25 protein-coding genes and 1 pseudogene are annotated in these 26,364 nt (G+C 68.9%); 24 read left to right on the forward strand and 2 right to left on the reverse strand.

Translation table 11 applies throughout. From position 1 onward, the window contains the following. Positions 1-5: 5 nt before the first annotated feature. Both OH802_RS18475 and OH802_RS18480 read left to right on the forward strand, forming a co-directional pair. A pseudogene (locus OH802_RS18475) lies at positions 6-1,394 on the forward strand (serine hydrolase domain-containing protein). Next, positions 1,391-2,296, forward strand: a complete 906-nt coding sequence (locus OH802_RS18480) for a DNA-3-methyladenine glycosylase family protein (RefSeq protein ID WP_406020843.1) — start codon at positions 1,391-1,393, stop codon at positions 2,294-2,296. Before OH802_RS18475 ends, OH802_RS18480 begins: the two are co-directional and overlap by 4 nt. 9 nt (positions 2,297-2,305) lie before the next feature. On the opposite strand, the gene OH802_RS18485 is transcribed toward OH802_RS18480, so the two are convergent. Continuing rightward, on the reverse strand, positions 2,306-3,553 hold the full coding sequence (locus tag OH802_RS18485) for a phospholipase D-like domain-containing protein (RefSeq protein WP_406020845.1): 1,248 nt from the start codon (positions 3,551-3,553) through the stop codon (positions 2,306-2,308). A gap of 375 nt (positions 3,554-3,928) precedes the next feature. Between OH802_RS18485 and OH802_RS18490 the strand changes: the two genes are divergently transcribed. The 16 genes from OH802_RS18490 (at position 3,929) to OH802_RS18565 (ending at position 18,617) form a co-directional block, all read left to right on the forward strand. Next, positions 3,929-4,660 (forward strand): ABC transporter permease, encoded by a 732-nt coding sequence (locus OH802_RS18490; protein ID WP_305367616.1) that lies wholly within the window; start codon positions 3,929-3,931, stop codon positions 4,658-4,660. Between the two features lie 7 nt (positions 4,661-4,667). After that, positions 4,668-5,510 (forward strand): MlaE family ABC transporter permease, encoded by an 843-nt coding sequence (locus OH802_RS18495; RefSeq protein WP_406020847.1) that lies wholly within the window; start codon positions 4,668-4,670, stop codon positions 5,508-5,510. A 13-nt stretch (positions 5,511-5,523) separates the two neighbouring features. Then, on the forward strand, positions 5,524-6,666 hold the full coding sequence (locus tag OH802_RS18500) for an MCE family protein (RefSeq protein WP_378674080.1): 1,143 nt from the start codon (positions 5,524-5,526) through the stop codon (positions 6,664-6,666). After that, positions 6,663-7,763, forward strand: a complete 1,101-nt coding sequence (locus OH802_RS18505) for an MCE family protein (protein WP_406020850.1) — start codon at positions 6,663-6,665, stop codon at positions 7,761-7,763. The genes OH802_RS18500 and OH802_RS18505 overlap by 4 nt, the downstream gene beginning before the upstream one ends. After that, the gene (locus tag OH802_RS18510) at positions 7,763-8,752 is read left to right on the forward strand and encodes an MCE family protein (protein WP_406020852.1); all 990 of its coding nucleotides are present in this window, start codon (positions 7,763-7,765) and stop codon (positions 8,750-8,752) included. Before OH802_RS18505 ends, OH802_RS18510 begins: the two co-directional genes overlap by 1 nt. Next, a complete protein-coding gene (locus tag OH802_RS18515; RefSeq protein ID WP_406020854.1) occupies positions 8,749-9,999 on the forward strand; it encodes an MCE family protein in 1,251 nt (416 codons plus the stop codon). Before OH802_RS18510 ends, OH802_RS18515 begins: the two co-directional genes overlap by 4 nt. Continuing rightward, on the forward strand, positions 9,996-11,348 hold the full coding sequence (locus OH802_RS18520; RefSeq protein WP_406020856.1) for an MCE family protein: 1,353 nt from the start codon (positions 9,996-9,998) through the stop codon (positions 11,346-11,348). Before OH802_RS18515 ends, OH802_RS18520 begins: the two co-directional genes overlap by 4 nt. Further along, a complete protein-coding gene (locus OH802_RS18525) occupies positions 11,348-12,625 on the forward strand; it encodes an MCE family protein (protein WP_406020858.1) in 1,278 nt (425 codons plus the stop codon). Before OH802_RS18520 ends, OH802_RS18525 begins: the two co-directional genes overlap by 1 nt. Positions 12,626-12,630: 5 nt before the next feature. Beyond that, positions 12,631-13,194: a hypothetical protein gene (locus OH802_RS18530; RefSeq protein WP_406020860.1), complete on the forward strand. Its 564-nt coding sequence runs from the start codon at positions 12,631-12,633 to the stop codon at positions 13,192-13,194. Further along, on the forward strand, positions 13,194-14,057 hold the full coding sequence (locus OH802_RS18535) for a hypothetical protein (RefSeq protein ID WP_406020862.1): 864 nt from the start codon (positions 13,194-13,196) through the stop codon (positions 14,055-14,057). Before OH802_RS18530 ends, OH802_RS18535 begins: the two co-directional genes overlap by 1 nt. A 112-nt stretch (positions 14,058-14,169) precedes the next feature. Beyond that, positions 14,170-14,646, forward strand: coding sequence for a pyridoxamine 5'-phosphate oxidase family protein (locus OH802_RS18540; protein WP_406020864.1), 477 nt, complete (start codon positions 14,170-14,172; stop codon positions 14,644-14,646). 32 nt (positions 14,647-14,678) lie between these two features. Then, a complete protein-coding gene (locus OH802_RS18545; protein ID WP_141804749.1) occupies positions 14,679-14,873 on the forward strand; it encodes a ferredoxin in 195 nt (64 codons plus the stop codon). A gap of 6 nt (positions 14,874-14,879) precedes the next feature. Next, positions 14,880-15,755 (forward strand): SDR family oxidoreductase, encoded by an 876-nt coding sequence (locus OH802_RS18550; RefSeq protein WP_406020866.1) that lies wholly within the window; start codon positions 14,880-14,882, stop codon positions 15,753-15,755. Positions 15,756-15,765: 10 nt separating this feature from the next. Beyond that, entirely contained in the window at positions 15,766-16,524 is a 759-nt protein-coding gene (locus OH802_RS18555) for a glucose 1-dehydrogenase (protein WP_406020867.1), read from the forward strand. 124 nt (positions 16,525-16,648) lie between these two features. Next, positions 16,649-17,797, forward strand: coding sequence for a hypothetical protein (locus OH802_RS18560; protein WP_406020869.1), 1,149 nt, complete (start codon positions 16,649-16,651; stop codon positions 17,795-17,797). After that, on the forward strand, positions 17,775-18,617 hold the full coding sequence (locus OH802_RS18565) for a hypothetical protein (RefSeq protein WP_406020871.1): 843 nt from the start codon (positions 17,775-17,777) through the stop codon (positions 18,615-18,617). Before OH802_RS18560 ends, OH802_RS18565 begins: the two co-directional genes overlap by 23 nt. Before the next feature lie 4 nt (positions 18,618-18,621). Here OH802_RS18565 and OH802_RS18570 read toward each other — a convergent pair whose 3' ends face one another. Beyond that, positions 18,622-19,257 (reverse strand): TetR family transcriptional regulator, encoded by a 636-nt coding sequence (locus tag OH802_RS18570; RefSeq protein ID WP_406020873.1) that lies wholly within the window; start codon positions 19,255-19,257, stop codon positions 18,622-18,624. A gap of 171 nt (positions 19,258-19,428) precedes the next feature. Here OH802_RS18570 and OH802_RS18575 point away from each other — a divergent pair, with 171 nt between their 5' ends. The 6 genes from OH802_RS18575 to OH802_RS18600 are packed head-to-tail and all read left to right on the forward strand — an operon-like array spanning position 19,429 to position 26,251. Next, positions 19,429-21,555: an acyl-CoA dehydrogenase family protein gene (locus OH802_RS18575; protein ID WP_406020874.1), complete on the forward strand. Its 2,127-nt coding sequence runs from the start codon at positions 19,429-19,431 to the stop codon at positions 21,553-21,555. 50 nt (positions 21,556-21,605) lie between these two features. After that, positions 21,606-23,786: an acyl-CoA dehydrogenase gene (locus OH802_RS18580; protein WP_406020876.1), complete on the forward strand. Its 2,181-nt coding sequence runs from the start codon at positions 21,606-21,608 to the stop codon at positions 23,784-23,786. Beyond that, the gene (locus tag OH802_RS18585; protein ID WP_406020877.1) at positions 23,783-24,310 is read left to right on the forward strand and encodes a MaoC family dehydratase N-terminal domain-containing protein; all 528 of its coding nucleotides are present in this window, start codon (positions 23,783-23,785) and stop codon (positions 24,308-24,310) included. The genes OH802_RS18580 and OH802_RS18585 overlap by 4 nt, the downstream gene beginning before the upstream one ends. Then, a complete protein-coding gene (locus tag OH802_RS18590; protein ID WP_406020879.1) occupies positions 24,307-24,711 on the forward strand; it encodes a Zn-ribbon domain-containing OB-fold protein in 405 nt (134 codons plus the stop codon). The genes OH802_RS18585 and OH802_RS18590 overlap by 4 nt, the downstream gene beginning before the upstream one ends. Beyond that, positions 24,711-25,088 (forward strand): MaoC family dehydratase, encoded by a 378-nt coding sequence (locus OH802_RS18595; protein WP_406020881.1) that lies wholly within the window; start codon positions 24,711-24,713, stop codon positions 25,086-25,088. Before OH802_RS18590 ends, OH802_RS18595 begins: the two co-directional genes overlap by 1 nt. Further along, positions 25,085-26,251 carry a lipid-transfer protein gene (locus tag OH802_RS18600; protein WP_406020882.1) on the forward strand — a complete coding sequence of 389 codons (1,167 nt, stop codon included), beginning with the start codon at positions 25,085-25,087 and terminating at the stop codon, positions 26,249-26,251. Before OH802_RS18595 ends, OH802_RS18600 begins: the two co-directional genes overlap by 4 nt. The last annotated feature ends 113 nt before the right edge of the window (positions 26,252-26,364 follow it).

Consider the following 26,364-nt stretch of genomic DNA (forward strand, 5'->3'; position numbering starts at 1 on the left):
GCCCCATGTCGCTTGCCGCCGCCCGCTCCTGGATCGAGTCCGAGCTGCCCGCTCTGCTGGCGCGTCGCCGCGTGCCGGCGGCCGCTGTCGGAGTGCTCCAGGACGGCCAGGTCATCGACCACGCCTGCGGCATCCTCAACCTCGAGACCGGCGTGGAGGCGACCACCGACTCGCTGTTCCAGGTCGGCTCGATCACCAAGCTGTGGACCACCGACCTGGTGATGCAGCTCGTCGACGAGGGCCGGGTCGGCCTCGACGACGAGATCAGGCGCCACCTGCCGGGATTCGCGGTCGCCGACGAGGAGGCGTCCGCGACGATCACGATCCGTCAGCTGCTCTCCCACACGGCCGGCTTCGAGGGCGACATCTTCACCGACCACGGGCCGGGAGATGACGCGGTCGAGCGGTTCGTCGCGTCCATGGGCGACCTGCCGCAGATCTTCGCCCCGGGGGAGCGGTTCTCCTACTCCAACGCGGGCTTCGCCGTGCTCGGGCGCCTGGTGGAGGTGCTGCGCGGCACCACCTGGGACCGGGCGCTCTAGGAGCGTCTCGCCGCCCCGTTGGGTCTCACCCACATCGCCACCACGGCATACGACGCGATCAGGTTCCGTGCGGCGATGGGCCACATCGACCCCGCTCCCGACCATGTCCTCCGACCGGGACCGGCGTGGGGGATGGCCCGGGCCAGCGGCCCGGTCGGCGCGATGCTGTCGATGCGCGTACGCGATCTGCTCGGTTTCGCCGCCATGCATCTCGCCGGCGGGACGGCCCCTGACGGCACCCGCGTCGTCTCGGCGGCATCCTGCGCCGAGGTGCTCACCCGACAGGTCGACCATCCCGCATCGACCCGTTCCGACGCACGCGGCCTGGGCTGGTCCCTCGACGACCTCAGCCAGGGGCTCGTCGGCCACGACGGCCAGACGATCGGGCAGTCGGCCTTCTTCAGGATGGTGCCCGAGCACGGGCTGGCGGTCGCGCTGCTCACCAACGGCGGCGACACCTACGGGCTCTATCACGACGTCGTCGGCCACCTCCTCGACGACCTCGCGGACGTCCGGATCGCGCCCGACCCGGTGCCACCGCCCCAGCCGCCCTCCGGCTTCGACGCCCGCCGGCTCCTCGGCACCTACCGCGCCCGCATCGTCGACTGGACGCTGCGCCACGAGCCCGACGGCCGGCTGTGGGTCGAGGAGATCCCTGGCCCCGAGGGCGCCGCCATCGGCGATGAGCCGCAGAGCTACGAGGTCCTCCCGTACGCCACCGACCAGGTCGTCACCGCCGACGCGCTCCACGGCGCACACCGTGTCTTCGGCTTCACCGGCCGCGACCCTGCTGGCCGGGCCACCCATCTGACCACCAGCCGGGTCTTCCCGCGGGCTAACCTCGAAGCATGAGCGCGCAGCGGACGGTCCGGCCGGGCTACGCCGTCGGCCTCGCCTCGATGCTGCGGCCGCTTCGTCGTGGGCTGGGCGACCCGACGTACAAGATCCTCGGCGAGGACCACTGGCGAGCCGTCCGTACGCCGCAGGGCCCCGCCACGCTCAGGCTGCGCCAGCGCGACGTCGAGGTGGAGTCCGAGGCGTGGGGCGAGGGCGCGGAGTGGGTGCTGGAGCACGTGCCCGGGCTGCTGGGAGCGGGCGACCGCCCCGAGGAGTTCCACACCGACGACCCGCTGCTCGCCGGCCTGCTGGAGCGCTTCGAGGTGCCGCGCTTCGGGCGCACGGGACTGGTGATGGAGGCGCTGGTGCCCTCGATCATCGAGCAGAAGGTGACAAACAACGAGGCGTTCCGCGGCTTCGGCAACCTGGTCAGGCGGTTCGGTGAGGTCGCTCCGGGCCCGGGCGCCGATCACGGGCTGCGCCTGCAGCCGACACCCGAGACGCTCCGGACCATCCCCAGCTGGGACTGGCTGCGCCTACCGGTCGACCCGGCCCGGTCCAAGGCCGTCCTCCAGGTCGCCCGGGTCGCGACGGCGGTCGAGCGGACCGCCGGCCTCCCGGGTGACGAGGTAGAGCGCCGGCTCACCACCATCCCGGGCATCGGGGAGTGGACCGTCGCCGAGGTGCGACAGCGGGCGCTCGGCGACCCCGACGCCGTCAGCTTCGGTGACTACCACCTCGCCAAGGACGTCGGCTGGGCGCTGACCAACGACGCCTGGGACGACGACCGGCTCCGCGACTACCTCGAGGGCTTTCGCCCCCACCGGGCCCGCGTCGTGGCGCTGATCTACCGAGGTGCCGGTAAGCGCCCTCGTCGGGGCCCCAAGATGTCGCCGCGGACGCATCTGCCGTCTTGACTGCAGGCCTCAGAGCAGCGGCCGCAGAGGGGTCAGGACCAGCTCGGTGAACTTGCGGTGGATGTCGCGGGCGGCCCACTCGTCGGAGGTCAGCTCGAGCGCGTTGGACTCGTCGCGGGCGAAGATCTCCTCCATCTGCTTGGCGACGTCGCGGTCGAAGATCTCCAGGTTGATCTCGTAGTTGCCGGTCAGCGAGAGCCGGTCGATGTTGGCGGTGCCGACGGTCGACCAGAAGCCGTCGACGGTGGCGGTCTTGGCGTGGATCATCGAGTCCTTGAACCGCAGGATCCGCACTCCCGCGCCGAGCAGTTGGGAGAAGTAGCCGCGCGAGATCCAGTCGACGACGATGTGGTTCGACTTCAGCGGCAGCAGGATACGTACGTCGACCCCACGCTGTGCCGCGGCCTTGAGCGCGTCCACGAAGTCCTCGTCGGGGACGAAGTAGGCGGTGGTCAGGTAGATGTTGCGGGAGGCCCGGTTGATCGCCTCGAGGTACATCGACCGGATCGGGAACATCCACAACCGGGGCACGTTGCGGTGGAACCGGAGATCGGGCTCCCACGACGGTGCGGTCTCGATGAGCAGCGGTCCCTCGGCGCCCTGGTGGGTCAGCGGGTGCGGCCGCCGCCGGTTGAGGTTCCAGAAGTCGGCGAACGCGCGGCGCAGGTCCCACACACCGGGGCCGGTGATGCGCACGTGCGTGTCGCGCCACTCGGTGGCGTACGCGGTCCCGATGTTGTAGCCGCCGACGAACCCGACCGTGTCGTCGACGACCAGGATCTTGCGGTGGTCGCGGCCGTAGCGGGAGAGGTCGAAGAAGCGCCACCCCGCCGCGTAGGTGGGGTAGCGCAGGACGTGCATGCCCTCGGGGAAGCGCTTGAACCGGGAGGGCACCACGAGGTTGGCGAGCTCGTCGTAGATGCAGTAGACGTCGACCCCGCGCTCGGTCGCCGAGGCCAGCGCCTGTTTGAACCGCTGACCGACCTCGTCGCCCTTCCAGATGTACGTCTCGAGGAAGATCTGCTTCTTCGCGCCATCGATGGCGGCGATCATGTCCTCGTAGAGGTCGTTGCCGAAGGTGTAGGTGGTGACCGTGCCGTCGCCGACGCTGTTGGTCAGCGGTGGAGTCACCGGGAACGGCTTGCCCCTTCGGCCTCGCTTGCCGCGGCTGCGGTAGCCGTCGACGAGGCTCATCACGACGGCCAGCGCCACCGGCACGCCGAACACGGCGAGGAGCAGGCGGCGTAGGAACCTCATGACGCCCCCCGGCGACAGTCTCATCACAGTCCCCAATCTAACCGGCTCGGCACGGCGAGACACACCGGTGCGGACTTCTGGCCCCGTCGAGGGCCCCGGCGCGCGCGATCACGCTCGGGACCAGCATGCGAGAACCGACCTTCTCGGGCCGCGGGGAAGAGGTGGAGGATCCTGTGACCCGCGTCACCTACCGGCGGGTAAGTCGTTGGACCGGAATACCTCCCACCCTGTTCCCGGGCATGTCGCGGCGGGTCGTTGCCCTCAGAACTGAAACATGTTCTACTACAGGCTTGAAACGTGAGCCGAGTCACAAGACCACGCGAAAGGTGAAGGATGGCAGTGCAGTTCGCATCGCTGGTCCGAGGTGTCGGCGGGATGGGCCTGATGACCGGAGAGGTCGTCAAGGGGACGTTCACGACCAAGTTCCAGATGCGGGAGTTCCTCGAGCAGGCCTGGTTCATCACGAGCGTCACGTTGTTGCCGGCGGTGCTGGTCTCGATCCCGTTCGGGGCGGTCATCTCGCTGCAGGTCGGCAACCTCGCCGGCCAGCTCGGAGCACAGTCGTTCGCGGGGGCGACGGCCGTGCTCGCGGTGGTCAGGGAGGCGGCGCCGATGGCGGCCGCGCTGATCATCGCCGGGGCAGCCGGGTCGGCGATCTGCTCCGACATGGGATCGCGCAAGATCCGTGAGGAGATCGACGCGATGGAGGTGCTGGGCATCGACCCGGTGATCCGGCTGGTGATCCCGCGGGTCCTCGCGTGCCTGTTCGTCTCGGTGATGATCAACGGGATCGTGATCGCGACCGGGATCGGTGGCGGCTACTTCTTCACCGTGATCGTCCAGGGCGGCTCGGCCGGCGCGTTCCTGTCGAGCTTCACCGCGCTGGCGAGCCTTCCCGACCTCTACATCTCGATGGTCAAGTCGGCCCTGTTCGGGTTCCTGGCGGCGATCATCGGCGCCTACAACGGCCTCAACGCCCAGGGTGGTCCCAGCGGCGTCGGTCGAGCGGTCAACGAGGCCGTGATCATCGCGTTCATGATGCTGTTCGTCCTCAACTCCATCATGACCGCTGTCTACTTCCAGATCGTTCCTCAGGACGGGTTGTGATCCCCCGGTGACCAACACGCTCGCCCAGGTGGGCAACCAGATCGTCAAGGAGCAGCGCCATGCCGTCGAGGGCTATGGCGACCAGCTGCTCTTCTACGTCAAGGCCCTGGCCTGGGCTCCCCGCACCATCCGCCGCTACAAGCGCGAGGTGCTCAACATCCTGGCCGAGGTCGCCTTCGGCGCCGGTGGCCTGACGATGATCGCCGGCACCGTCGGCGTGATCGCGTTCATGGCCTTCTTCGCGGGCTCCGAGGTCGGTATCCAGGGCTACGCCAGCCTGAGCCAGATCGGTGTCGCGAAGTTCTCCGCGTTCATCTCGGCCTTCTTCAACACCCGCGAGGTGGCCCCGCTGATCTCCTCGATCGCGCTGGCCGCGACCGTCGGCTGCGGCTACACGGCGAGGCTCGGCGCGATGCGGATCTCGGAGGAGATCGACGCGCTCGAGGCGATGGGCGTGCCGAGCCTTCCCTACCTGGTCACCACCCGGATGATCGCCGGGTTCCTGGCCGTCATCCCGCTCTACATCGTCGCCCTGTGCGCCTCCTACCTCAGCCCGCGGCTGATCACGACGCTGATGTACGGGCAGTCGGGCGGGACGTACGACCACTACTTCCTGGCGTTCCTGCCGCCGATCGACATCCTCTACAGCTTCCTGAAGCTGATCATCCTCGCGGTCGCGATCATCCTGATCCACTGCTACTACGGCTACACCGCCTCCGGCGGCCCGGCCGGGGTCGGCATCGCGGTCGGCAAGGCGATCCGTACGTCCATCGTCACCGTCGTCGTCGCGGACTTCTTCCTGAGCTTCGCGATCTGGGGCTCGACGACCACGGTCCGGATCACGGGATGAGGTGGGCAGCCAGATGTTGATGGGCATCCAGCGCGACACCCGCGCCGAGCACACCAAGCTCTTCGTCTCCGGGATCGCCTTCACGGTGACCCTCGCCCTGCTGATCACGCTCTGCATCGCGATCTACCAGAAGGCGTTCGTGCAGTTCACCACCGTCAGTGTCGAGGCCGACCGGGCCGGCCTGCAGCTGCCGCGCTACGGCGACGTACGCATGCACGGCGTCATCGTCGGCCAGATCCGCGAGATCGACCAGGACGGCAAGAAGGCTGTCATCGAGCTCGGCCTGGAGCCGGAGCAGGCCGAGCAGATCCCCGCCAACGTCAGCGTCGCGATCAAGCCGACGACGCTGTTCGGGCAGAAGTACGTCGAGTTCATCGACCCCGAGGGGGAGCGCACCGGTGCGCTGAGCGACGGCACCGTGATCCCCGCCGACCGGGTCCGCACCAGCGTCGAGCTCGACGTGATCCTGGCCCGGCTCTTCCCGCTGCTGAAGTCGATCCGTCCCCAGGACCTCAACAGCACTCTGCACGCCCTCGCCACCGCGCTCTCCGGCAACGGGGAGAAGCTCGGCGAGACCATGGTCCAGCTCAACGACTACCTCGAAGAGATGAACGTCCACCTCCCCACACTCGAACGCGATCTCGAGGACATGGCCGACGTCGCCGAGACCTACTCCATGGCCGCACCCGACCTGGTCAAGGTCCTCGAGAACACCACGACCACCGCCAACACCGTCACCGAGCAGCGCGCCCGCCTCGGCGGCCTGCTGACCTCCGTGACAGGAGTCGCCGACACATCCAAGAACCTGCTCGCCGAGAACGAGAAGGCGATCAGGTACGAGACCGAGCTGGCCGTCCCGCTGCTCAAGCTGCTCTCCGACTACTCGCCGGAGTACACCTGCCTACTCAAGGGCCTCGACGACTACACCGAGCTGCTGGCGACCGTCTTCCAGCAGAACCGGGTGCGCCAGACGATGGTCCTCGACGGCACCCAGAAGCCGGCGTACGGCCGCGACGACCGCCCCGAGTGGGGCGAGATCGGCCACGGCCCCTGGTGCGACGGCCTGCCGAACCCGCAGGTTCCTGCCGGGCCCAACGAACTGGAGAACGGCACCGAGGACGTCCCTTGGGCACCCGGGAACGGGGGTCTGCAGTGAACAAGCGCGATCTGAAGACCGCGGTGGCCGGGACCAAGCTGGTCATCTTCACCGTCCTCTCGATCCTCGTCACCGGCACGCTGGCCTCGATCATGGGCAACGTCGGCTTCGGCGACCGGGTGCCCTACCGCGCCGAGTTCACCACCGCCTCGGGCCTGAGCGAGGGGGACGACGTACGCGTCGCCGGCATCACCGTGGGGGAGGTGCTCGCCGTCGAGATCGAGGGTGGCGACCACGCGATGGTCACGTTCCGGGTCGACAGGACGGTGCCGCTGACGACCGCCAGCGGCGCCCAGGTGCGCTACCTGAACCTCGTCGGTGACCGCTACCTGGCGCTGACCCAGGACGCCGGTGCGCAGGAGGCCGGAGCGGATGCGTCCCCGTTGCGGCAGGGACAGGCCATCGCGATGGCCAACACCACCCCGGCGCTCGACCTGACCGAGCTCTTCAACGGCTTCCAGCCGCTCTTCCAGGCGCTGCAGCCCAAGGACGTCAACAAGCTCTCGCTCAACCTGATCCGGGTGCTGCAGGGGGAGGGTGGCACGGTCGCGAGCCTGCTGTCCGAGACGGCCGAGCTGACCAGTGCGCTCGCCGAGCGAGACCAGCTGATCGGCGACGTGATCACCAACCTGTCCAAGACGCTCAACACCGTCAACGAGCACCACACCGAGCTGGCCGAGCTCATCCAGCAGCTCAGCGGCTGGATGAAGGACCTGGCCCGCGACAAGGAGGCGATCGGCGACTCGATCTCCTCGATCGGCGACCTCACCGACGAGCTGGCCGGGCTGCTCACCGACGTACGCCCGTTCCTCAAGGAGGACATCAAGCAGCTCAAGCGGGTGGTGGACATCCTCAACAAGCCCGGCAACCAGAAGCTGCTCGACAGGACGCTCGAGCGGCTCCCGGAGACCCTCGAGTCGCAGGCGCGGATCGGCAGCTACGGCTCCTGGTACAACTACTACCTCTGCGACCTCGACTTCTCGATCAAGCTGCCCTCTCTCGGTGAGCTGCTCGACAACTCACCGGCCGTCAAGGCGATCCAGAAGCAGCTCGACAACGTGGCCTTCTACAGCCGGGCCGAGAGGTGCAAGCTCTGATGGCACACCACTCGGACACCCAGCTCAAGCGCACCGGTGTGATCACGATCGTGGCGATCGCGCTGGCCCTGACCGCGGCGTTCAACCTGCGCAAGCTCCCGTGGTTCGCCGGCACCACCTACCAGGCCGAGTTCTCCGACACCAGCGGCCTGCACGTGGGCAACCGGGTGGAGATCGCCGGCATCCGGGTCGGCCGGGTCAGCGACATCGAGATCGAGGGCGCCAAGGTGGTCGTCTCGTTCTCGGTCGAGGGCACCGAGATCGGCCATCGCAGCGAAGCCTCGATCGGCGTGCTCAACCTGCTGGGGGAGAAGTATCTCGACATCACCCCGCAGGGCGGCCGCACGCTCGATGCCGGCTCGAAGATCCCGCTGGCCCGCACCAGCGCCGGCAGCGACATCGTCGGCACGTTCGGCGATCTCGCCGAGACGACCGAGGCGATCGACACCCAGCAGCTGGCCAAGGCGCTGACCACGATGTCGGGCACTCTCGACAAGGCCGGGCCCGAGGTACAGGGCGCCTTCCAGGGCATCGCCGCGCTCTCCCAGACGATCGCCGCCCGCGGCGACGAGCTGGAGTCGCTGCTGGAGGACGCCGAGAAGGTCGTCCAGCTCGTCAACCAGCGCAAGCAGGACATCATCAGCGTGATGGAGAACGGCGACCAGGTCTTCGCCGAGCTCATCCAGCGCCGCCAGGCGATCCACCAGCTGCTGGTCAACGCCACCGCCCTGGCCGAGCAGCTGCAGGCCCTGGTGAAGGAGAACCAGAAGCAGATCGGGCCCGCGCTGGACGCGCTCGACCAGGCGCTCAAGTTTCTCAACGCCCGCGACGAGGACCTGACCAAGACCATCCAGAACTACGGGCCGTACGCGTCGATCCTGATCAACATCATCGGCACCGGCCCCTGGTTCGACGCCTACCTCGCCAACCTGACCGGCATCGTGAGCGGCGAGTTCGTGCCCGGACGACGACCAGGGATCGTGGAATGACAAAGAACTTCTGGGGCCGAAAGTGGGCCGCACTGCCGATCGCGCTCGTGCTGATGTGCGGGCTGCTGCTCGTCTCCGAGGTCGCTGCCCCCGACACCAAGATGGTGACCGCCAGCTTCCCGCAGGCGGTGAGCGTCTACGAAGGCTCCGACGTGGTCATCATGGGCGTCAAGGTCGGCAAGGTCGCCTCGCTCGAGCCGAAGGGCGACCACGTGGACGCGGTGATCGAGTACGAGAGCGACTACAAGCTCCCCAAGGACGTCAAGGCCGCGATCGTGACCCCGACGCTGGTCGCCGACCGGTTCGTACAGCTGACCCCGGCCTACACCGGCGGGCCGGCCATGGCCGACGGCGGGGAGATCCCGATCGAGCGCACAGCGGTCCCGGTCGAGCTCGACCGCATCTACGCCAGCCTCTCCGAGCTCACCACTGCGCTGGGACCCAACGGGGCCAACAAGAACGGGGCGCTGAGCGACGTCCTGCGTGAGGGCGCCGACGCCCTGGAGGGCAACGGCAAGATCGGCAACCAGGCGATCGCCGACATGTCCGAGGCAGCACAGGTGCTCGGCGGCAACTCCGAGCAGCTCTTCAGCACCCTCTCCCAGCTCTCGGAGGTCACCCGGACGCTGGCCCGCAACGACGACACCACCGAGAAGTTCCTGACCGACCTCGGGACCGTCTCCACCCAGTTGGCCGGTGAGAGCGACGAGCTCGACCAGGCGCTCGCTGCGATCGCGCAGGCGGTCAAGGTGACGAAGTCCTTCGTGGAGAACAACCGCGACGCCCTGGTCGGCGACGTCAAGGAGCTCAACAAGACGCTCAACATCCTGGCCAAGGAGAAGGAGACCCTCGGCACCGTCATCGACCTGGCGCCGCTCGGTATCGGCAACCTGGCCGAGTCCTTCGACCCGGCGTCGGGCTCGGTCGGCTTCCGGCTGCAGGTCGGGCCGATCGGCTCCGACCTCTCCAACATCCTCTGCATGGTCGTGGAGAACGACAAGATCCCAGGAGCCAAGGAGATCTGCGCACTGTTCAAGGCGCTGCTGCCGACCGGGTCGACCGCGCCAGCCGGCAAGGCGCTCACCGATGCCGCGGCACCCACCGACCGTGACACCGCCACCGGGCTGCCGCTCGACACCGGCACCCAGGCGAAGCAGTCGGAGGTCGAGCCCGAGGTGGTCACCCAGGGCGGCATCACCGAGCTCAGCGGATCGCTCCAGGACCTGATGTCGGGAGGCAAGAGATGAGGACGCGTGTCTTCCTGGCCATGGTCGGCCTCGTCGCGATGGCGAGCGGGTGCGGCGTACAGGCCTATGACCTACCGCTTCCCGGCAAGGAGGTCGGTGAGGGCGACGGCTACGTCGTCACCGCGGAGTTCAACGACGTCGTCGACGTGGTGCCGCGCACCAAGGTGATGGCCAACGACGTACCGGTCGGCCAGGTCGACAAGGTCGAGCGGGAGGGCTGGCACGCGAAGGTCACCATGACTCTCCGCAAGAACATCGAGCTCCCGGCCGACGCGCTGGCCAACGTACGCCAGACCAGCCTGCTCGGGGAGAAGTACATCGCCCTGGTGGCACCCGAGGGGTCCACCATCGCCAGCGCCGGCAGGCTGGGCGACGGCGCCACGATCGGGCTCGACCGCACCAACCGCAACCCCGAGGTCGAGGAGGTGCTCGGCGCGCTCTCCTTCCTGCTGGCGGGTGGCGGCGTCGGGCAGCTGAAGACGATCAGCGACGAGCTCAACACCATGATGGACGGGCGCACCGGCGACATGCGGGCGCTGCTGGGCAACCTGGAGACCACGGTCGCCTCGCTCAACCAGCAGAAGGGCTCGATCATCAGGGCGATGGAGCAGGTCGATCGGCTGACCCGCACCCTCAACAAGGAGTCCGAGAAGATCGAGGCGGCCATCGACTCCTTCGGCCCGGCGCTCGAGGTGCTCCGCCAGCAGCACGCCGACCTGCTGAAGATGATGAAGGCGCTCGACCGGCTCGGGGTCGTCGCGACCCGGGTGATCAACCAGAGTGGCGCCAACCTGACCACGGCGCTCGACGAGCTCGCACCGACGCTGCGCGAGCTCGCCGACGCAGGTGACTCGCTGCCGCGCGGCCTGATGATGGCGGCCAGCTTCCCCTTCCCCGAGAACGCGTCGGGGCTGGCGATGGGTGACTACTCCAACGCGCTGTTCCACATGGATCTCGACCTCGGCAAGCTGGTCGGCAGCCTCACCAACGGCAAGTCCAGCGGCATCATCCCGCAGGTCTTCCAGATCTGCCTGTCCTACTCCAAGGGCTGCGAAGCGATCCAGCCGCTGGCCAAGGCGCTGTGCGACCTGACCAACCTGCAGCTGGTCTGCTCGGTGGTCGGCAAGGAGGACACCGCGGCGAAGCCGGGGGAGAAGACACCGAAGCTGCCCGACATCTCCGACCTGCTGCCCAAGAGCTCGACCTCGACCAAGACGCCGGGGCTCAACGACCTGGTGCCGGAGATCGCCGAGGGCCTCTCGAGTCCGACCGACACCGAGTCGCCCACGGCCGAGCCGACGACCGGGGGCCTGGCCGGCCTCCTCGGGCTGCTGGGAGGCGGTAGCTGATGACACGGAGCGTCCGCAACAAGCTGGTCATCTTCCTCATCCTCGCCGCGGTCGGGATCTTCTACGTCTCGGCCGCCTACCTCGGCGTCGTCGACCGGGTCCTGGGCCGCCACGTGGACGTCTCGGTCGACCTGCCGGCCTCCGGCGGCCTCTACGAGGGCAGCGAGGTCAACTACCGCGGCGTCAGCATCGGCCGGGTCGCCTCGATGACCGTCACCGACGAGGGCGTACGCGCCGAGCTGGAGCTCGACCCCGGCACCGAGGTGCCGCGAGACGCCGAGGTGGAGGTCCACAACCTGTCGGCGGTCGGGGAGCAGTACATCAACTTCATCCCCGACTCGGCCGCCGGTCCCTACCTCGCCGAGGGCGACGTCGTGACCGCCGGGCCGGAGTCGATGCCCGGCACCACCGACGAGCTGCTCACCGAGCTGAACAGCTTCACCACCTCCATCAACGGCGAGGACCTGAGCACCGTCGTCGCCGAGCTCGGCACGCTGTTCCGCGGCAACGCCGAGAACCTTCGTACGCTGCTCGACTCGGGCTCCACGCTGGTCGACCAGGCCTCCGCCCACCAGAAGGAGACCGTGCGGCTCCTCAACACCAGCCAGACGGTGCTCCAGACGCAGAAGGAGCACAGCGGCGACATCCGCGAGTTCGCCGACGGGCTCGAGGAGGTCACCGCGACGCTCGACAAGCGCGACCCGGAGCTGCGCGAGATCCTGCAGGGCGGCGAGGCGACCGCGGTCCAGGTGCAGTCGCTGCTCGACGGGCTGCAGCCGCTGCTGCCGGTCTTCCTGGCCAACCTCAGCACCGTCAACGAGGTGCTGACCGCACGACTGCCCGCGCTGGAGCAGACGCTGGTGACCTTCCCGCGCGTCGTGGCGACAGGGTGGACCGGCTCGCCCGGTGACGGCTACGGTCACCTGTCGATGGGCTTCGTCTACACCACACCGCCGTGCCAGGAGGGCTACAAGCCCGCCGACCAATGGATCCCTGGCACCGTGATGGAGGACCAGCCGCTCTACCCGGCCAAGTGCACCGACGAGCGCGCCCAGCCCGGCTACGAGGGCGACAACCCGATCATGCAGCGCGGTGTCAACATGGTCCCCGAGCCCGAGGGCGTGGGGAAGTACGTCACGACCTACGACCCGAAGACCGGGCGCACCAACCTTCCCGATGGAAAGACGGTCACGATGTCCACCCCGACCGATGACGGAGGCCTGGTCTCCGCCCTGTCCGACGACTCCTGGCGATCGATGATCCTGGGAGAGGAGTGAGTCCGGTGCCTGAACTCGACGTCAAGCTCTCCCTGGCCAGGCTGGGGCGGGTCAACACCGTGCTCGCGGCGGTGGTGGTGATCCTGGTGGTGCTGGCCGCGGCCGTCTTCATCGGCGGCGCCCGGGTGCTGCCCTGGACGACGCCTGCCGAGGCCGCGGCCGCCGACTACGACGAGGTGAAGGCGGTCGCCGAGGACGGCGTGATCGCCTTCCTCGACGTCGACTACCGCGACATGGACCCGCGGATCCAGGCCGTCAAGGAGATCTCCACCGGCACCTTCGGCAAGGAGTACACCGCCATCGCCGAGCAGATCCGGCAGGCCGCGATCCCCGCCCAGACCATCTCCAAGGGCAAGGTCAAGCAGGTCGGCATCCGCGCGATCGGGTCGAAGAAGGCGGTCGTGCTGGTCGCCGTCGACTCGGTCGTGACCAGCAGCCAGACCGCTGAGCTGAAGAAGAGCGACACCTGCCCCTACGACGGTGCGCGGTGCTCGAAGTACCGCTTCAAGGTGTCGCTGGCCAAGACGAAGGACGGATGGCGCATGTCCGACCTGGCAGGAGTCAACTGATGACAGGCGTACGAGCGAACGGATCGGTCTCCACCGGCCAGAAGGAGTGCCCCTTCTGCGCGGAGACGATCAAGGCCGCCGCGATCAAGTGCCGTTACTGCGGCTCGGACCTGCTGCCTCCGGCCGACGAGCAGGACAAGGACGTACGTGACGAGGTCGCTGCTCCGGAGGAGAGCGAGGCCGGCGGCGCCGAGTCCGAGGACGCCGAGACCGGCACCGCAGAGCCTCAAGCTGAGGTTGAGGGTGAGGGTGATTCCGAGGGGCGTGCCGGGCTCGCCGAGCGGTGGCTGGGTGACGGTAGCCGGGTGCTGACGGCCGTTCTCGGCGTACTCGTCCTGGTGGCCGGTGGTGTGCTGTGGCTGGCCGTCGACCTGGCGTCGAACGACGATGTGGCGCCGAACGGTGAGCTGACCGCGGCCGGGTCTCGGGCGGCGATCATGGAGCACTCGGTCGATCTGGCGCAGACGGTGATGTCCTACCAGGCCGCCAGTGCGGAGAAGGACATCGCGGCGGCGAAGAAGCTGATGACGCCGGCGATGCAGAAGGACTACGAGAAGACGCTGCCCGGCGAGGACAAGCGCAAGGAGCAGGCCGACCTCGGCATCAAGGTCGACGCCGAGGTGGCGCCGCTCTCCGAGGAGGGCGCGAAGGCAGCCGAGGAGGGCAAGGCCTGTGTCGACGAGGACTGTGCCGCCTCCATCATCTCGGCGACCGAGGACTCGGCGAAGGTGCTGCTCTTCGTCAACCAGAGCGCGACCGCGCCGAAGACGAAGAACACCGTGGTCAGCCCGACCTGGGAGGTGCTGACGCTGGTCAAGGACGACGGTGGCTGGCTGATCTCCGAGATGAAGGCCGCGTCCTAGTCGAAGCGGAGTCCGAGGCGATGGGCCTAGTCTCACGATGAGGCCCCTCCACGGGACCTCTCCACCCTGTTATGGTAGAACGTGTTCTAGTTTCACTGCTCGAGGAGGGCACATGGCCGGCTCACGCCAGTCCGTACAGCTGACCGACGCCGAGATCGAGGATTTCCTCGGCTCGCAGATGAAGGTGCAGGTCGCGACCGTCGGTCCCGACGGCGCTCCGCACCTGACCACGCTGTTCTACGTGCTCGACGAGGGCAGGATCGTCTTCTGGACCTACGGGTCCTCGCAGAAGGTCCGCAACCTGCGGCGTGACCCGCGGGTCACCTGCCTGGTCGAAGACGGCGTGGACTACTTCGAGCTGCGCGGGGTGAGCGTCACCGGGCGGGCGCGACTCGTCGAGGACTACGACGAGATCAAGGGCATCGGGTCGCGGGTGATGACCCGGATGGCCGGTGGAGCCGACCTGGGTGAGCTCGGCGAGGACCTGGTCTCGAAGCAGGCGCACAAGCGCGTCGGCATCGTCATCGAGCCCGACAAGGTCGCAAGCTGGGACCACCGCAAGCTGGGCGCGTTGCCCGGCCAGGGCTGAGTTCAATCACGGCGAAGACAGAGGAGACGGACATGGCAAAGGTGATCGCGGACTTCGACCTGTGCGAGTCCAACGGGATGTGCGAGGCGTTCGCTCCCGACGTGTTCGAGATCGATGACGACGACTACCTGCAGATCGAGGACCCGACGGTCACCGACGAGAACCGTGGGCGCATCGAGCAGGCCGTGGCCGGCTGCCCCAAGGCGGCCCTGAGGATCGAGGAGTAGCACCACGTGAGCGTTGACCTGGATGGAAAGACAGCGATCGTCACCGGCGCGGGTGCCGGTCTCGGGCGCGCCGAGGCGGTCGCCCTGGCCCGGGCCGGTGCCCGGGTAGTGCTCAACGACCTGCCGGGCGCCGCCGAGGAGGCGGCCGAGGAGATCCGCGGCTTCGGTGGCGAGGCGGTGATCGCGGCCGGCGACGTGAGCGAGCGTGCCACCGCCGACGCGATGATGGCTGCCGCCGTCGACGGCCTCGGCGGGCTCGACATCGTGGTCAACAACGCGGGCATCACCCGCGACAAGATGCTCTTCAACATGTCCGATGAGGAGTTCGACCTCGTCGTACGCGTGCACCTCCGCGGCCACTTCCTGCTGACCCGCAACGCCTCGGCCCACTGGCGCACGGTCGCGAAGTCGACGGGTGCACCGGTGGACGCCGCCGTGGTGAACACCTCCTCTGAGGCGTTCCTGTCCGGACCTCCGGGACAGGCCAACTACGGCGCCGCGAAGGCCGGGATCACCGCGCTGACGATGTCGACGGCGCGCTCGATGGGCCGTTCCGGCGTACGCGCCAACGCGATCTGCCCGCGAGCCGCGACCGCGATGACCGAGGGCGTGCTCTCGGGTGACTTCTACGGCCCCGAGCACGTGGCGCCACTGGTCACCTACCTCGCCTCGCCGGCCGCCGCCGCGATCACCGGGCAGGTCTTCGTCGTCTACGGCGGGATGATCGCCGTCCTCGCACCGCCCACGGTGGCCGAGCGCTTCGACAACGCCGCCTGGGACCTGGACTCGCTCGACAAGCAGGTCGGCGGCTGGTTCGCCGACCGCGACCCCGCGGCCGGGTTCTCGGCCGACTCGATCATGCAGCTGAAGCTGAAGGACTGAAGGAGCAGTGATGGCACGTCTCGAGGGCAAGACCGCGATCGTCACCGGTGGTGCGCAGGGGCAGGGAGCCGCCATCGCGCGTGCCTTCATCTCCGAGGGCGCCAGGGTGGTGATCGCCGACGTGGCTGATGAGCCGGGCAAGCTGCTCGCCGACTCGCTGGGGGAGTCCGCGCTCTTCGTGCACCATGACGTCAGCTCGGAAGAGTCCTGGACCGCGCTCGTGGCGCAGACCGCCGAAACGTACGGACCGGTCAACGTCCTCGCCAACAACGCCGGCATCCTGCGCTTCGGTGAGATCCTGACCCAGCCGGTCGAGGAGTTCGAGCTGCTGTGGCGGGTCAACACCCTCGGCTGCTTCCTCGGGATGCGCTCGGTGATCTCGATGATGAAGGAGAACGGCGGCGGCTCGATCATCAACGCCTCCTCGATCGAGGGCCTGGCCGGGATGGCCTTCGTGGCTGGCTACACCTCGACCAAGTTCGCAATCCGCGGCATGACCAAGGCCGCCGCCCTCGAGCTCGGCCCCAGCGGCATCCGGGTCAACTCCGTACACCCCGGCATGATCGACACTGGGATGACCCGCGGCGTCGGTGCCGATGACGCCGCGATGGAGTTCGGCGCCGCCAAGGTGGCGCTCAAGCGCGTCGGTCACCCGGAGGACATCGCGCCCCTCTACGTGTATCTGGCCTCTGACGAGTCGGGTTTCGTCACCGGCGCCGAGATCGCCATCGACGGCGGCGCCACCGCCACCCACGCCTTCGGCGGCTGACCCACCCCCGCCCGACGCGTCCCACGCCTCGGCGTGGGTGAGTCGGCCACGCGAGAGGCTCGTCTCCGGCATACTTCCGCGGGAAGGTTTCAGTCAGCGGGGACGAACCGAAGGCCATCAGAACTTGTCTCGACGACGCAGTGCGTTCGCCACCGTTGTGGTGCTGGGTGTGTTCGCGTGCCTCTACAGCCTGGCCCTCGCGATCCCGGTCTACATCGGCGATATCTCGGCTCTGTGGAGCGCACGGGGACATGCCTGGTTCGGGGATGTGCTCGGCCGGATGGTGGACGGGTTCTCGTTCCTGTGGGGATCGGCGGTGATGAACGAGGGCTATCCCGTTGCGCCCGCGTCCGGTTGGCCGACGGTGGTGTTCGTCGCCCTGCTCGTGGCGCTGGTCTACGCGAGCCTGCGGACCGCCTCGGACGCCGTCTACGCGGTGGCCGGCCGGGTGCTGTGCGCGAGCGTCCTCGCCGGAGGCCTGACGAACCTCTTCGTGGTCGTCCAGACGGTCCTGGGGATCCGTGGTGGGCTCGAGTCCTTGCCGACGGTCATCTGGGCGGTGCCCGACGACGGGATCTGGCTCGGTCTCGTCGTGGGAGTGTTCGGCGGGTATGCGGCGTACGCGGCGGCTGCGTTTGCTCGGTTCGCCGCCCTCGCCCTGCACAGTGAACGCGAAACCGATGATCCCGCCACCGCTACGGAGCGCGGCTGGCCACGGGCGGTGCAGGTTGCGACCTGGGGTGCGCTGCCGACACTCGTGCTGGCACTCGTCGGCGGGTTCGTCTGGGACTACGGCCCGGACGCCGACCCGTTCGGGGCGGACATCGACCCGCGCCAGGCCTGGGTGCGCCTGGTCTGGTTCGCCCACGCCAGCCTCTCGGCGCCGCACAACCCTCATTCGCTCAGTGGCAGCTTCGACACGTCGGTCTGGTTGCCGCGTACGTTGACCTCGGCCGTTCTTGTCGTGCTTGTCTGGCTGATGGTGGCGCTCGTCGTGGCGGGCTGGCAGCGCAGCGGCAGGCCGGGTGGGTTCTGCGTCGTGGTGCAGCTCTGGGCTGTAGTTACCGTGCTCGCCGGGATCGTCGGCCTGCTCGAAGGCGCACTCGTGCCGCAGGACGACTTCGCGATGGCGAGCCACTACTGGGCACTCGACACCGCTGCCCAGGGCATTCGGTTCGGGGCCTGCTTCGGCTGGATGACCGGCATCGCCGTGTTGCTCGCCCTACGACTCTCGAGAGGAGCACGGACCGATGTCGAAGAAGAGGTCTCGTGAGACCGAGACCGACGAACTCCGGCAGGGGCGGCTGGCGTCACTGGTGAGGAAGCCGGCCACCTGGGTTGTCGGGGTGATCCTGGTTGCGCTGGGCGCGACCTTCAGCTCCGGACTGCAGAGTCTGTTCGCCGGCCTCCTGCCCGACGGCTGGAGCGAGCCGGGCAGCGGCATCAAGGTCGTGGACGTACGCCGTAAGCCGCTGAGTGGTCCGGTGCTGATCCCGCAGGCGGAGTCGGTGAAGTTCAGTGACCAGACCGATGCGCGCGAGAAGGTCAACGACCCCGAATGGGAGGCGCAGCACGAGTGGTACGCCGCCGGCCGCATCACCTGGGAGGTGACGCTCGTCGGGCGACACAGTGATCCGGTGGTGATCACGGACATTCGTCCATCGCGGACCGGTGCCTGCACGACGATGATCCGCCAGGGCACCCTCGTGGATGACGTTCCTCAGGGCGAGGGCAAGAAGATCGAGCTGACGACCGCCATCGACTCAGAGGTGCCGGAGCTGACCTCGGTCGATGACGGCTCGGCGTACTTCGACGACGGGACGGTCACACTCGCGAAGGGCGAGACGGTGGTCATCTCCATCCAGGCGACCAGTGCTGGGCCGACGTGCCAATGGGTGCTCGAGGCCGACTACGTCGACCACGGCAAGCGCGAGACGATGACGATCAAGGCGCCCGGAGATCGCCCCTTCCGCATCACCGGTTCATCAGAGGGCAATCCCTACGAGCTCACCTGGAGCGTCGTCTGCGATCAGTCGATGACGCCCGAGGACTGGGCTGCGCGCAAGAAGGACCAGGACTACTGCCCGAGGTGATCCTTCAGCGCAGCAGCAGGCGTACGGCTACGTCGATCGACTTCTCGACGTCCTTCTCGTCCATGCGACCGGTGACCCAGGAGATGAGGGCGGAGAGCCATACGTCGGAGATGATCCGGATGATGGCGGCCTCCTCCTCGGTGACCTCGCCGTGCTCGGGGGTGCCGTGCATGGCGCGGGCGATGACGGTGGTCAGGCTGGTGCCGACCTCGTGGATCTCGCCGGTCACCGACTGGTCGGCGAACATGAAGGCGCGGACGAGGGCTTCGGTGAGCTTGGGCTGCTTCTGCAGGGCGCGGGTGCGGCGGTTGAGGACGTACATGATCCGCTCGTGCGCGGTGTCGCCCGGCGTAGCCCGGATGGCGGAGCGGTCGACGTCCTTGGTGAACTCACGCGCCAGCGCGGAGACCAGCAGGTGGATCTTCGAGGGGAAGTAGCGGTAGAGGGTGCCGAGCGCGACCTCGGCCTGCTCGGCGACGGCGCGCATCTGCACGGCGTCGAAGCCACCCTCGGCGGCGAGGCTGATCGTGGCGTCGAGGATGCGCCGGCGCCGCTCTCGCTGCGCCGCGGAACCGCCGGTGGGTGCGGTGGCCGGAGTCGGGCCATCGGTGTCGCGTGGCTCCGTGCTGACGGACGTCACTGGTTGTCCCCCTAGGACTATGACCGGATCTCGATCTGTGGCTCTCAGACTAACCGCAACGGCGCCCGAGAGTGAAACACGTTCCTTCGTGAGTCTAGACTTGTAACACGTTCTACATCAGTCTCTATTCCTGAAGGCCGCGGAACCAGACGGAAATAGTAGGAGGTCCCTGTGCCGATCGGCATCACCGACGAACACCAAGCCCTCAGCGAGAGCCTGCGCGACTGGGCCAAGGGGCTGGGTGGCATCGCGATCGCCCGTGCCGCAGAGGACACCGCCTCCGCGGACTTCGACGAGGTGTGGCGGGGTGTCGAGGAGTACGGCGTCGCCGCCATCGCGGCGCCTGAGCCGAACGGTGGTGGCGGGACGCTGCTGGATGCGGCCGTCGCGCTCGAGGCCTGTGCTCATGAACTGCTGCCGGGCCCGCTGCTCGGCAGCACGGTTGCCGCCTTCCATGCGGGAGCGGCCGGGCCCGGCGACGTGGTCGGGGCCGTCACCGCCGGCGGCTGCGGGATCGCGCTCGACCCGGTGCTCGAGCTCGGCGACCGCCTCCGGGGAACGGTTCCTGTCGTCTACGACGGTGGCGGGGCGGCGCAGCTGTTGCTCGGTGCCTGCGGCGCCGACGGCGAGGAGCGCTGGTTCTTCCTGGCTGCCGAACAGGTGGACGTACGTCCCCAGGTGGGCCCCGATCTGACCAGGCGAATCGCCGAGGTGCGGGTCGACGTCGATGTCAGTGAGGCGGTCGAGGTCCCGGGCCTGCACGGCGAGGCGGTGCGGCGTACGGCCCTCACGCTCGCTGCCGCGGAGGCCTCCGGGATCGCGCAGTGGTGCCTGACGACCGCCGTCGAGTACGCGAAGGTGCGCGAGCAGTTCGGGGCGCCGATCGGGTCGTTCCAGGCGATCAAGCACCTGTGCGCCCAGATGCTGGAGACCGCCGAGGCGGTGGCTGCTGCCGCCTGGGACGCGGCGGCGTCGGCCGAGGGCGGCGACGCCGACCAGTGGACCTTCGCGGCCGAGGTCGCCGGGGTGACCGCGCTCGACGGAGCGGTCAGGGCGGCCCAGGACTGCATCCAGGTCCTCGGCGGCATCGGCTTCACCTTCGAGCACGACGCCCATCTCTACCTGCGGCGTGCGGTCGCCCTGCGAAGCCTCCTCGGTGGCGGCGACGCCCACGCGGTCGCGCTGGCCGGACACGCCGTGGCCGGGATCCGCCGCGCGGCCCGTGTCGACCTCGACGGCAAGGACGAGGCGATCCGCCCCGGAGTGCAAGAGACGATCGCCGCGATCGCGGCGCTTCCCGAGGCGGAGCGCCGGGACGCGCTCGTCGACGCGGCCCTTCTCGCGCCGCACTGGCCCGCTCCGTACGGGCTCGGTGCCGGTCCCGTCGAGCAGCTCGTCATCGACGAGGAGCTCGCCGCCGCCGGGGTGTCGCGGCCCGACATCAAGATCGCCGGATGGGCCGTGCCGACCATCCTGAAGCACGGCACCGACGCCCAGCGCGAGCGGTTCGTCGGGGCCTCGCTGCGCGGCCGGATCGTCTGGTGCCAGCTCTTCAGTGAGCCCGGTGCCGGCTCCGACCTGGCCTCTTTGGCGACCCGCGCCGAGCGTGTCGAGGGCGGCTGGCGGCTGACCGGCCAGAAGGTGTGGACATCGCTCGCGGCGGACGCCGACTGGGCGATCTGCCTGGCGCGCACGAACCCCGACGTCCCCAAGCACAAGGGCATCACCTACTTCCTGGTGGACATGCGCAGCGAGGGGATCGACGTCCGCCCGCTGCGTGAGCTGACCGGCGACGCCCTCTTCAACGAGGTCTTCCTCGACGGCGTCTCCGTGCCCGACGAGCTCGTCGTCGGCGAGGTCGACGGCGGCTGGCGCCTGGCCCGTACGACGCTGGCCAACGAGCGGGTCGCGATGGCCTCGACCAACCTCGGCGGCAGTGTCGAGCGCGCGGTGGCGCTCGCCGGCGGTCGCGGTGAGGCCGATCTCGCCAGGGTCGGCCATGCGGTCGCGCTCTCCACGGTCTGTGCGCTGCTCGGCGTCCGCTCCACGCTCAAGGCGCTCGCCGGGCGCGGGCCGGGTGCGGAGTCCTCGGTGGCCAAGCTCTTGACCGTACGCAACCGCCAGGACGCCTCCGAGCTCGTCGTCGACCTCCTCGGTCCGCTGGCGCTCACCGACGACCCGCAGGTCCGCGAGGACCTGCACCAGTCCCAGCTGACCCGCTGCCTCTCGATCGCGGGCGGCACCACCCAGGTGCTCCGCAACGTGGCTGCCGAGCAGATCCTCGGTCTGCCGCGATAGGACAGCGAGCCCTCTCGCGATCAGAACTAGAACACGTTACAGTTTGGTTCATGGGAGACGAGACGCTCGATGCCGTACGCAGCGTGGTGGCCGAGGTCCTTGCCCGAGAGTCCGACCGGAACGACTGGTCGGCCTGGGCGAGCGCCGGCCTGACCGCACTGCCCGTGCCGGAGGCCCAGGGCGGTGAGGGGTTCGGGCCGGCGGAGGTCGCGGTGCTGCTGCGGGAGGCCGGGCGCCATGCGGTGCGGGTGCCGGCCTGGGAGACCCTCGCTGTCGGCGCGTTGACGCTGGCCGGTCACGGGACGCCGGAGCAGCAGGGCGCGATCCTGCCCGGCGTGGCGAGCGGCGAGACGCTGCTGACCCCGGCGTGGCTCGAGCCGGGACGCCCGCAGACACCCTCGGCCAGCTACCGGGACGGCACCGTCAGCGGTCGCAAGACCGGGGTGACGTACGCCGCCGAGAGCTCCCGCCTCCTGGTCACCGCGACCGCCGCCGACACCGGGGAACCGGTCGTGGTGCTCGTCGACCCGAGCGGTCCGGGCGTCACGCTGGCTCCCGCGAGCGCGTCGGGCGAGGTGCCCCAGCACACCGTCGTGCTCGAGGACACCCCGGCAGAGCCGCTGGGCCCGGGGGCCTTCGAGGCTCTGACCGGTCTCGCGACCGCCGGGCTGGCGGTGAGCGCCGCGGGTGTGCTCTCCGGTGCCCGGGACCTGACCGCCGCCTACGTGAAGAACCGGCAGCAGTTCGGCCGCGCTCTCGCGGAGTTCCAGGCTGTCGCGCTGCAGTTGGCCGACGTCTACGTCACCTCGCGCACGCTCGACCTCGCCGCCGACAACGCGGTCGCCGCCATCGCGGACGGGCGAGCTGCCGCGGTCGACCTGAAGGTCGCCGCCTACTGGGCCAGCCAGGTCGCGCCGTACGCCTTCCGCACCTGCCACCATCTCCACGGCGGCATGGGTGTCGACGTGACCTACCCCCTGCTCGCGTTCACGACCTGGGGCACCGACATCGCCCACCAGCTCAACACCTCGGCCTCCGACGTCCCGGTCGAGACCGCGGAGGCCAAGAACCTCGAGCTCACCGAGGCGCAGCGCAGCCTGAAGTCCGAGGTCAGAGCCTACTTCGCGGGCCTCTCGCACGAAGGTGAGCCGGGCGACCCCGGCCCCGAGGGATCGTGGGACCGGCACGGACCGACCTACCAGAAGCTCATCAAACAGCTCGGCGACGACGGCTGGATGGGCGTCGGCTGGCCCAAGGAGTACGGCGGCCACGGCCTCGGGGAGGTCGAACAGACGATCTTCGCCAACGAGGCGCAGTACGCCGACGTGCACCTGCCGGCGGTGACCCTGCAGACGGTCGGCCCGACGCTGATCCGCTACGGCACCGACAAGCAGAAGGAGATGTTCCTCAACCGGATCCTCGCCGGTGAGGTGCACTTCGCGATCGGCTACTCCGAGCCCGAGGCGGGCACCGATCTGGCCTCGCTGCGCACCACGGCCAGGCGAGACGGCGACCACTACGTCGTCAACGGTCAGAAGCTGTGGACGACCGGCGGTCATGCCGCCGACTACATCTGGCTGGCCGTACGCACCGACCCGGACGCCCCCAAGCACAAGGGCATCTCGATCCTCATCGTCGACACCACCGACCCGGGCTTCTCCTGGACCCCGATCATCACCGCCGACGGCTCTCACCACGTCAACGCGACCTACTTCAACGACGTCCGCGTCCCGGCCGACATGCTGGTGGGGGAGGAGAACAAGGGCTGGAAGCTGATCACGACCCAGCTCAATCACGAGCGGGTCATGCTCGGCCCGGCCGGCCGGATCGAGGGTCTGCGCGACCGCGTCTTTCGCTGGGCACAGTCCCAGGGCATCACCGACAGCCCGGACGTACGCGCGCTGATCGGGAAGACCACCGCCGTCTTCCGGGTCAACGAGCTGCTCAACTGGGAGGTCGCCAAGGCCGCGGAGGCCGGGGACATCGAGGTCGCAGACGCGTCCTCGTCGAAGGTCTTCGCCGCCGATCAGGTCCAGCACCTGCTCGCCGACCTGATCGCACTCGTCCATCGCCACGGCGACCCCGGGGATCCCGTCACGAAGAGCCTGCTCGACTATCTCGACGCCCAGGCGAAGCGGAACCTCGTGCTCACCTTCGGCGGCGGCGTCCAGGAGGTCCAGCGCGAGCTGATCGCGATGTTCGGCCTCGGGATGCCGAGGGTGCCGCGATGAGCGAGAAGCCCCGAGATGTGCACAGCCTGGTGGACGAGGCCGTCCACGAGAAGATCATGGCCGCCGCCGAGGAGATCAAGGCGTGGGGCGAGGCCGCCGAGCGCGATGCCCGCGACCTGGTCAACCAGCCCACGATCAACAACTGGCTCGAGGCGATGGGCCTCGAGTCCGAGCGGTTCCACCAGGGTGAGGCGCCGCCGTCGATGGCGCAGGTGTGGACGATGTACGGCCAGAGCGGCAAACGCCCCGACCGCGATCCGCTCCACGCGATCATGAACGTCCTCACCGACGCCGGCTTCAACGGCGTTCTCGGCACCAACTCCGAGCAGAGCTACGACCGCTACCTCCGCGTCGGCGAGCAGGTCCGCATCACCACGGCGCTCGACTCCGTCGTCGGCCCGAAGAGCACCGGGATGGGCGTCGGCTACTTCGTGACCTCGAAGAGCACCTGGTACGTGGGCGACGAGCGGGTCGCGACGATGCTGTTCCGCGTCCTCAAGTTCATCCCCAAGGTGACGGCATGAGCAGCCCGGTGCGCCCGGTGATCGGCCGGGACAACGCGTACTTCTTCGAAGGCACCGCCAAGCAGGAGCTCCGGATCCAGAGCTGCAACGCCTGCGGCACCCTGCGGCACCCGCCGGGCCCGGCGTGCCTGAGGTGCGAGGCGTACGACCGCGGACATGTCGTCGCCCGGGGCGAGGGCACCGTCTACTCGTTCACCGTCGTCCACGCGCCGAAGCTGCCCGGCAAGGTGCTCCCGCTGGTGGTCGCCCTGCTGGATCTGCCCGAGGGCGTACGCATGGTGGCCGAGGTGACCGGCGTGCCGCCCGAGGGTGAGGACGGCCTGCGGATCGGCGAGCGCCTGGTGGTCGACTGGAACGTCATCGATGAGGAGCTGACGCTCCCGATCTGGAGGAGGCCCTGATGAAGGCTGGCGACGAGATCCCGGTCTGGGAGCTCCCGATCACCCCGACGCTGGTCGTCTCTACGGCGATCGCGACGCGGGACTTCCAAGACGTGCACCACGACCGCGACCGTGCCCAGGGGGCCGGCTCGAAGGACATCTTCATGAACATCCTGACCTCGACGGCGCTCTGCGAGCGCTACGTCACCGACTGGGCGGGCACCGACGTTCAGATCAAGGGCATCTCGATCCGGCTCGGCGCCCCGGCCTACCCCTACGACACGCTGTCGTTCTCGGGCGAGGTCACCGACGTCACCGACGGGATCGCCACGATCAGCGTCACCGGCGCGGTCTCGCTCGGGGCGCACGTGACCGGAACGGTCAGGGTCGCCGCATGAGCTTGAGCGGGAAGGCCGCGATCGTCGGCATCGGCGCCACCGAGTTCTCCAAGGAGTCGGGGCGATCCGAGCTCCAGCTGAGCGTTGAGGCGACGAGAGCTGCTCTGAAGGACGCCGGTCTCGCCCCCGCCGACGTCGACGGGCTGACCACGTTCACCATGGACACCAGCTCCGAGATCGCGCTGGCCCGCGAGCTCGGGCTCGGCGACCTGAGGTTCTTCTCGCGGATCAACTACGGCGGCGGCGCGGCCTGCGCGACGATCCAGCAGGCCGCGATGGCGGTCGCGACCGGCGTCGCCGATGTCGTGGTCGCCTACCGCGGCTTCAACGAGCGCTCGGGGCAGCGCTTCGGGCAGGTGCAGCCGTGGGCCGCGCAGCAGGTCAACACCAACGGCATCGACAACGCCTGGACCTACCCGCTCGGTCTCTCGACGCCTGCGGCGACGGTCGCCATGCAGGCGCGCCGCTACATGCACGACTACGGCGTGACCAGCGCGGACTTCGGTGCCGTGGCCGTCGCCGACCGGCGCCACGCCGCGACCAACCCGGCCGCGTTCTTCTATGAGAAGCCGATCACCCTCCAGGACCACCAGGCCTCGCGGATGATCGCGGACCCGCTCCACCTGCTCGACTGCTGCCAGGAGTCCGACGGCGCCGTCGCGATCGTCGTCACCAGCCCCGAGCGGGCCCGCGACCTGCCGAATCCGCCGGTCACCATCGCCGCGGCCGCCCAGGGCAGCGCTGCCGACCAGTACGTGATGACCTCCTACTACCGCGACGAGATCGGCATCCCCGAGATGGGCGTGGTCGCCAAGGATCTGTGGCGCCAGTCCGGCCTCACCCCGGCTGACATCGACACCGCCGTCCTCTACGACCACTTCACCCCCTACGTACTCATGCAGCTCGAGGAGCTCGGCTTCTGCGGCAGGGGAGAGGCCAAGGACTTCGTACGCGACGGGGCCATCGAGCTCGGCGGGCGGCTGCCCGTCAACACCCACGGCGGCCAGCTCGGCGAGGCCTACCTGCACGGCATGAACGGCATCGCCGAGGGCGTACGCCAGGTGCGCGGCACCTCGGTGAACCAGGTCGCTGGCGCCGCCCACGTGCTCGTGACGGCGGGCACCGGCGTACCGACGAGCGGACTGGTGCTGACAGCACCCTGACCGCATCGGACCGCCGACGCGCGGTTCTGAAATTTTGCGCAAAGTCTTGCACCCCTGGGTTACGCCCGGGGGTGCTGCTTTGAGATGTCTGCACGTCAGGGGTTGACGTGTGA

Origin of the sequence: Nocardioides sp. NBC_00850 (assembly GCF_045207335.1) — a bacterium.
Taxonomy (GTDB): Bacteria; Actinomycetota; Actinomycetes; order Propionibacteriales; family Nocardioidaceae; genus Nocardioides.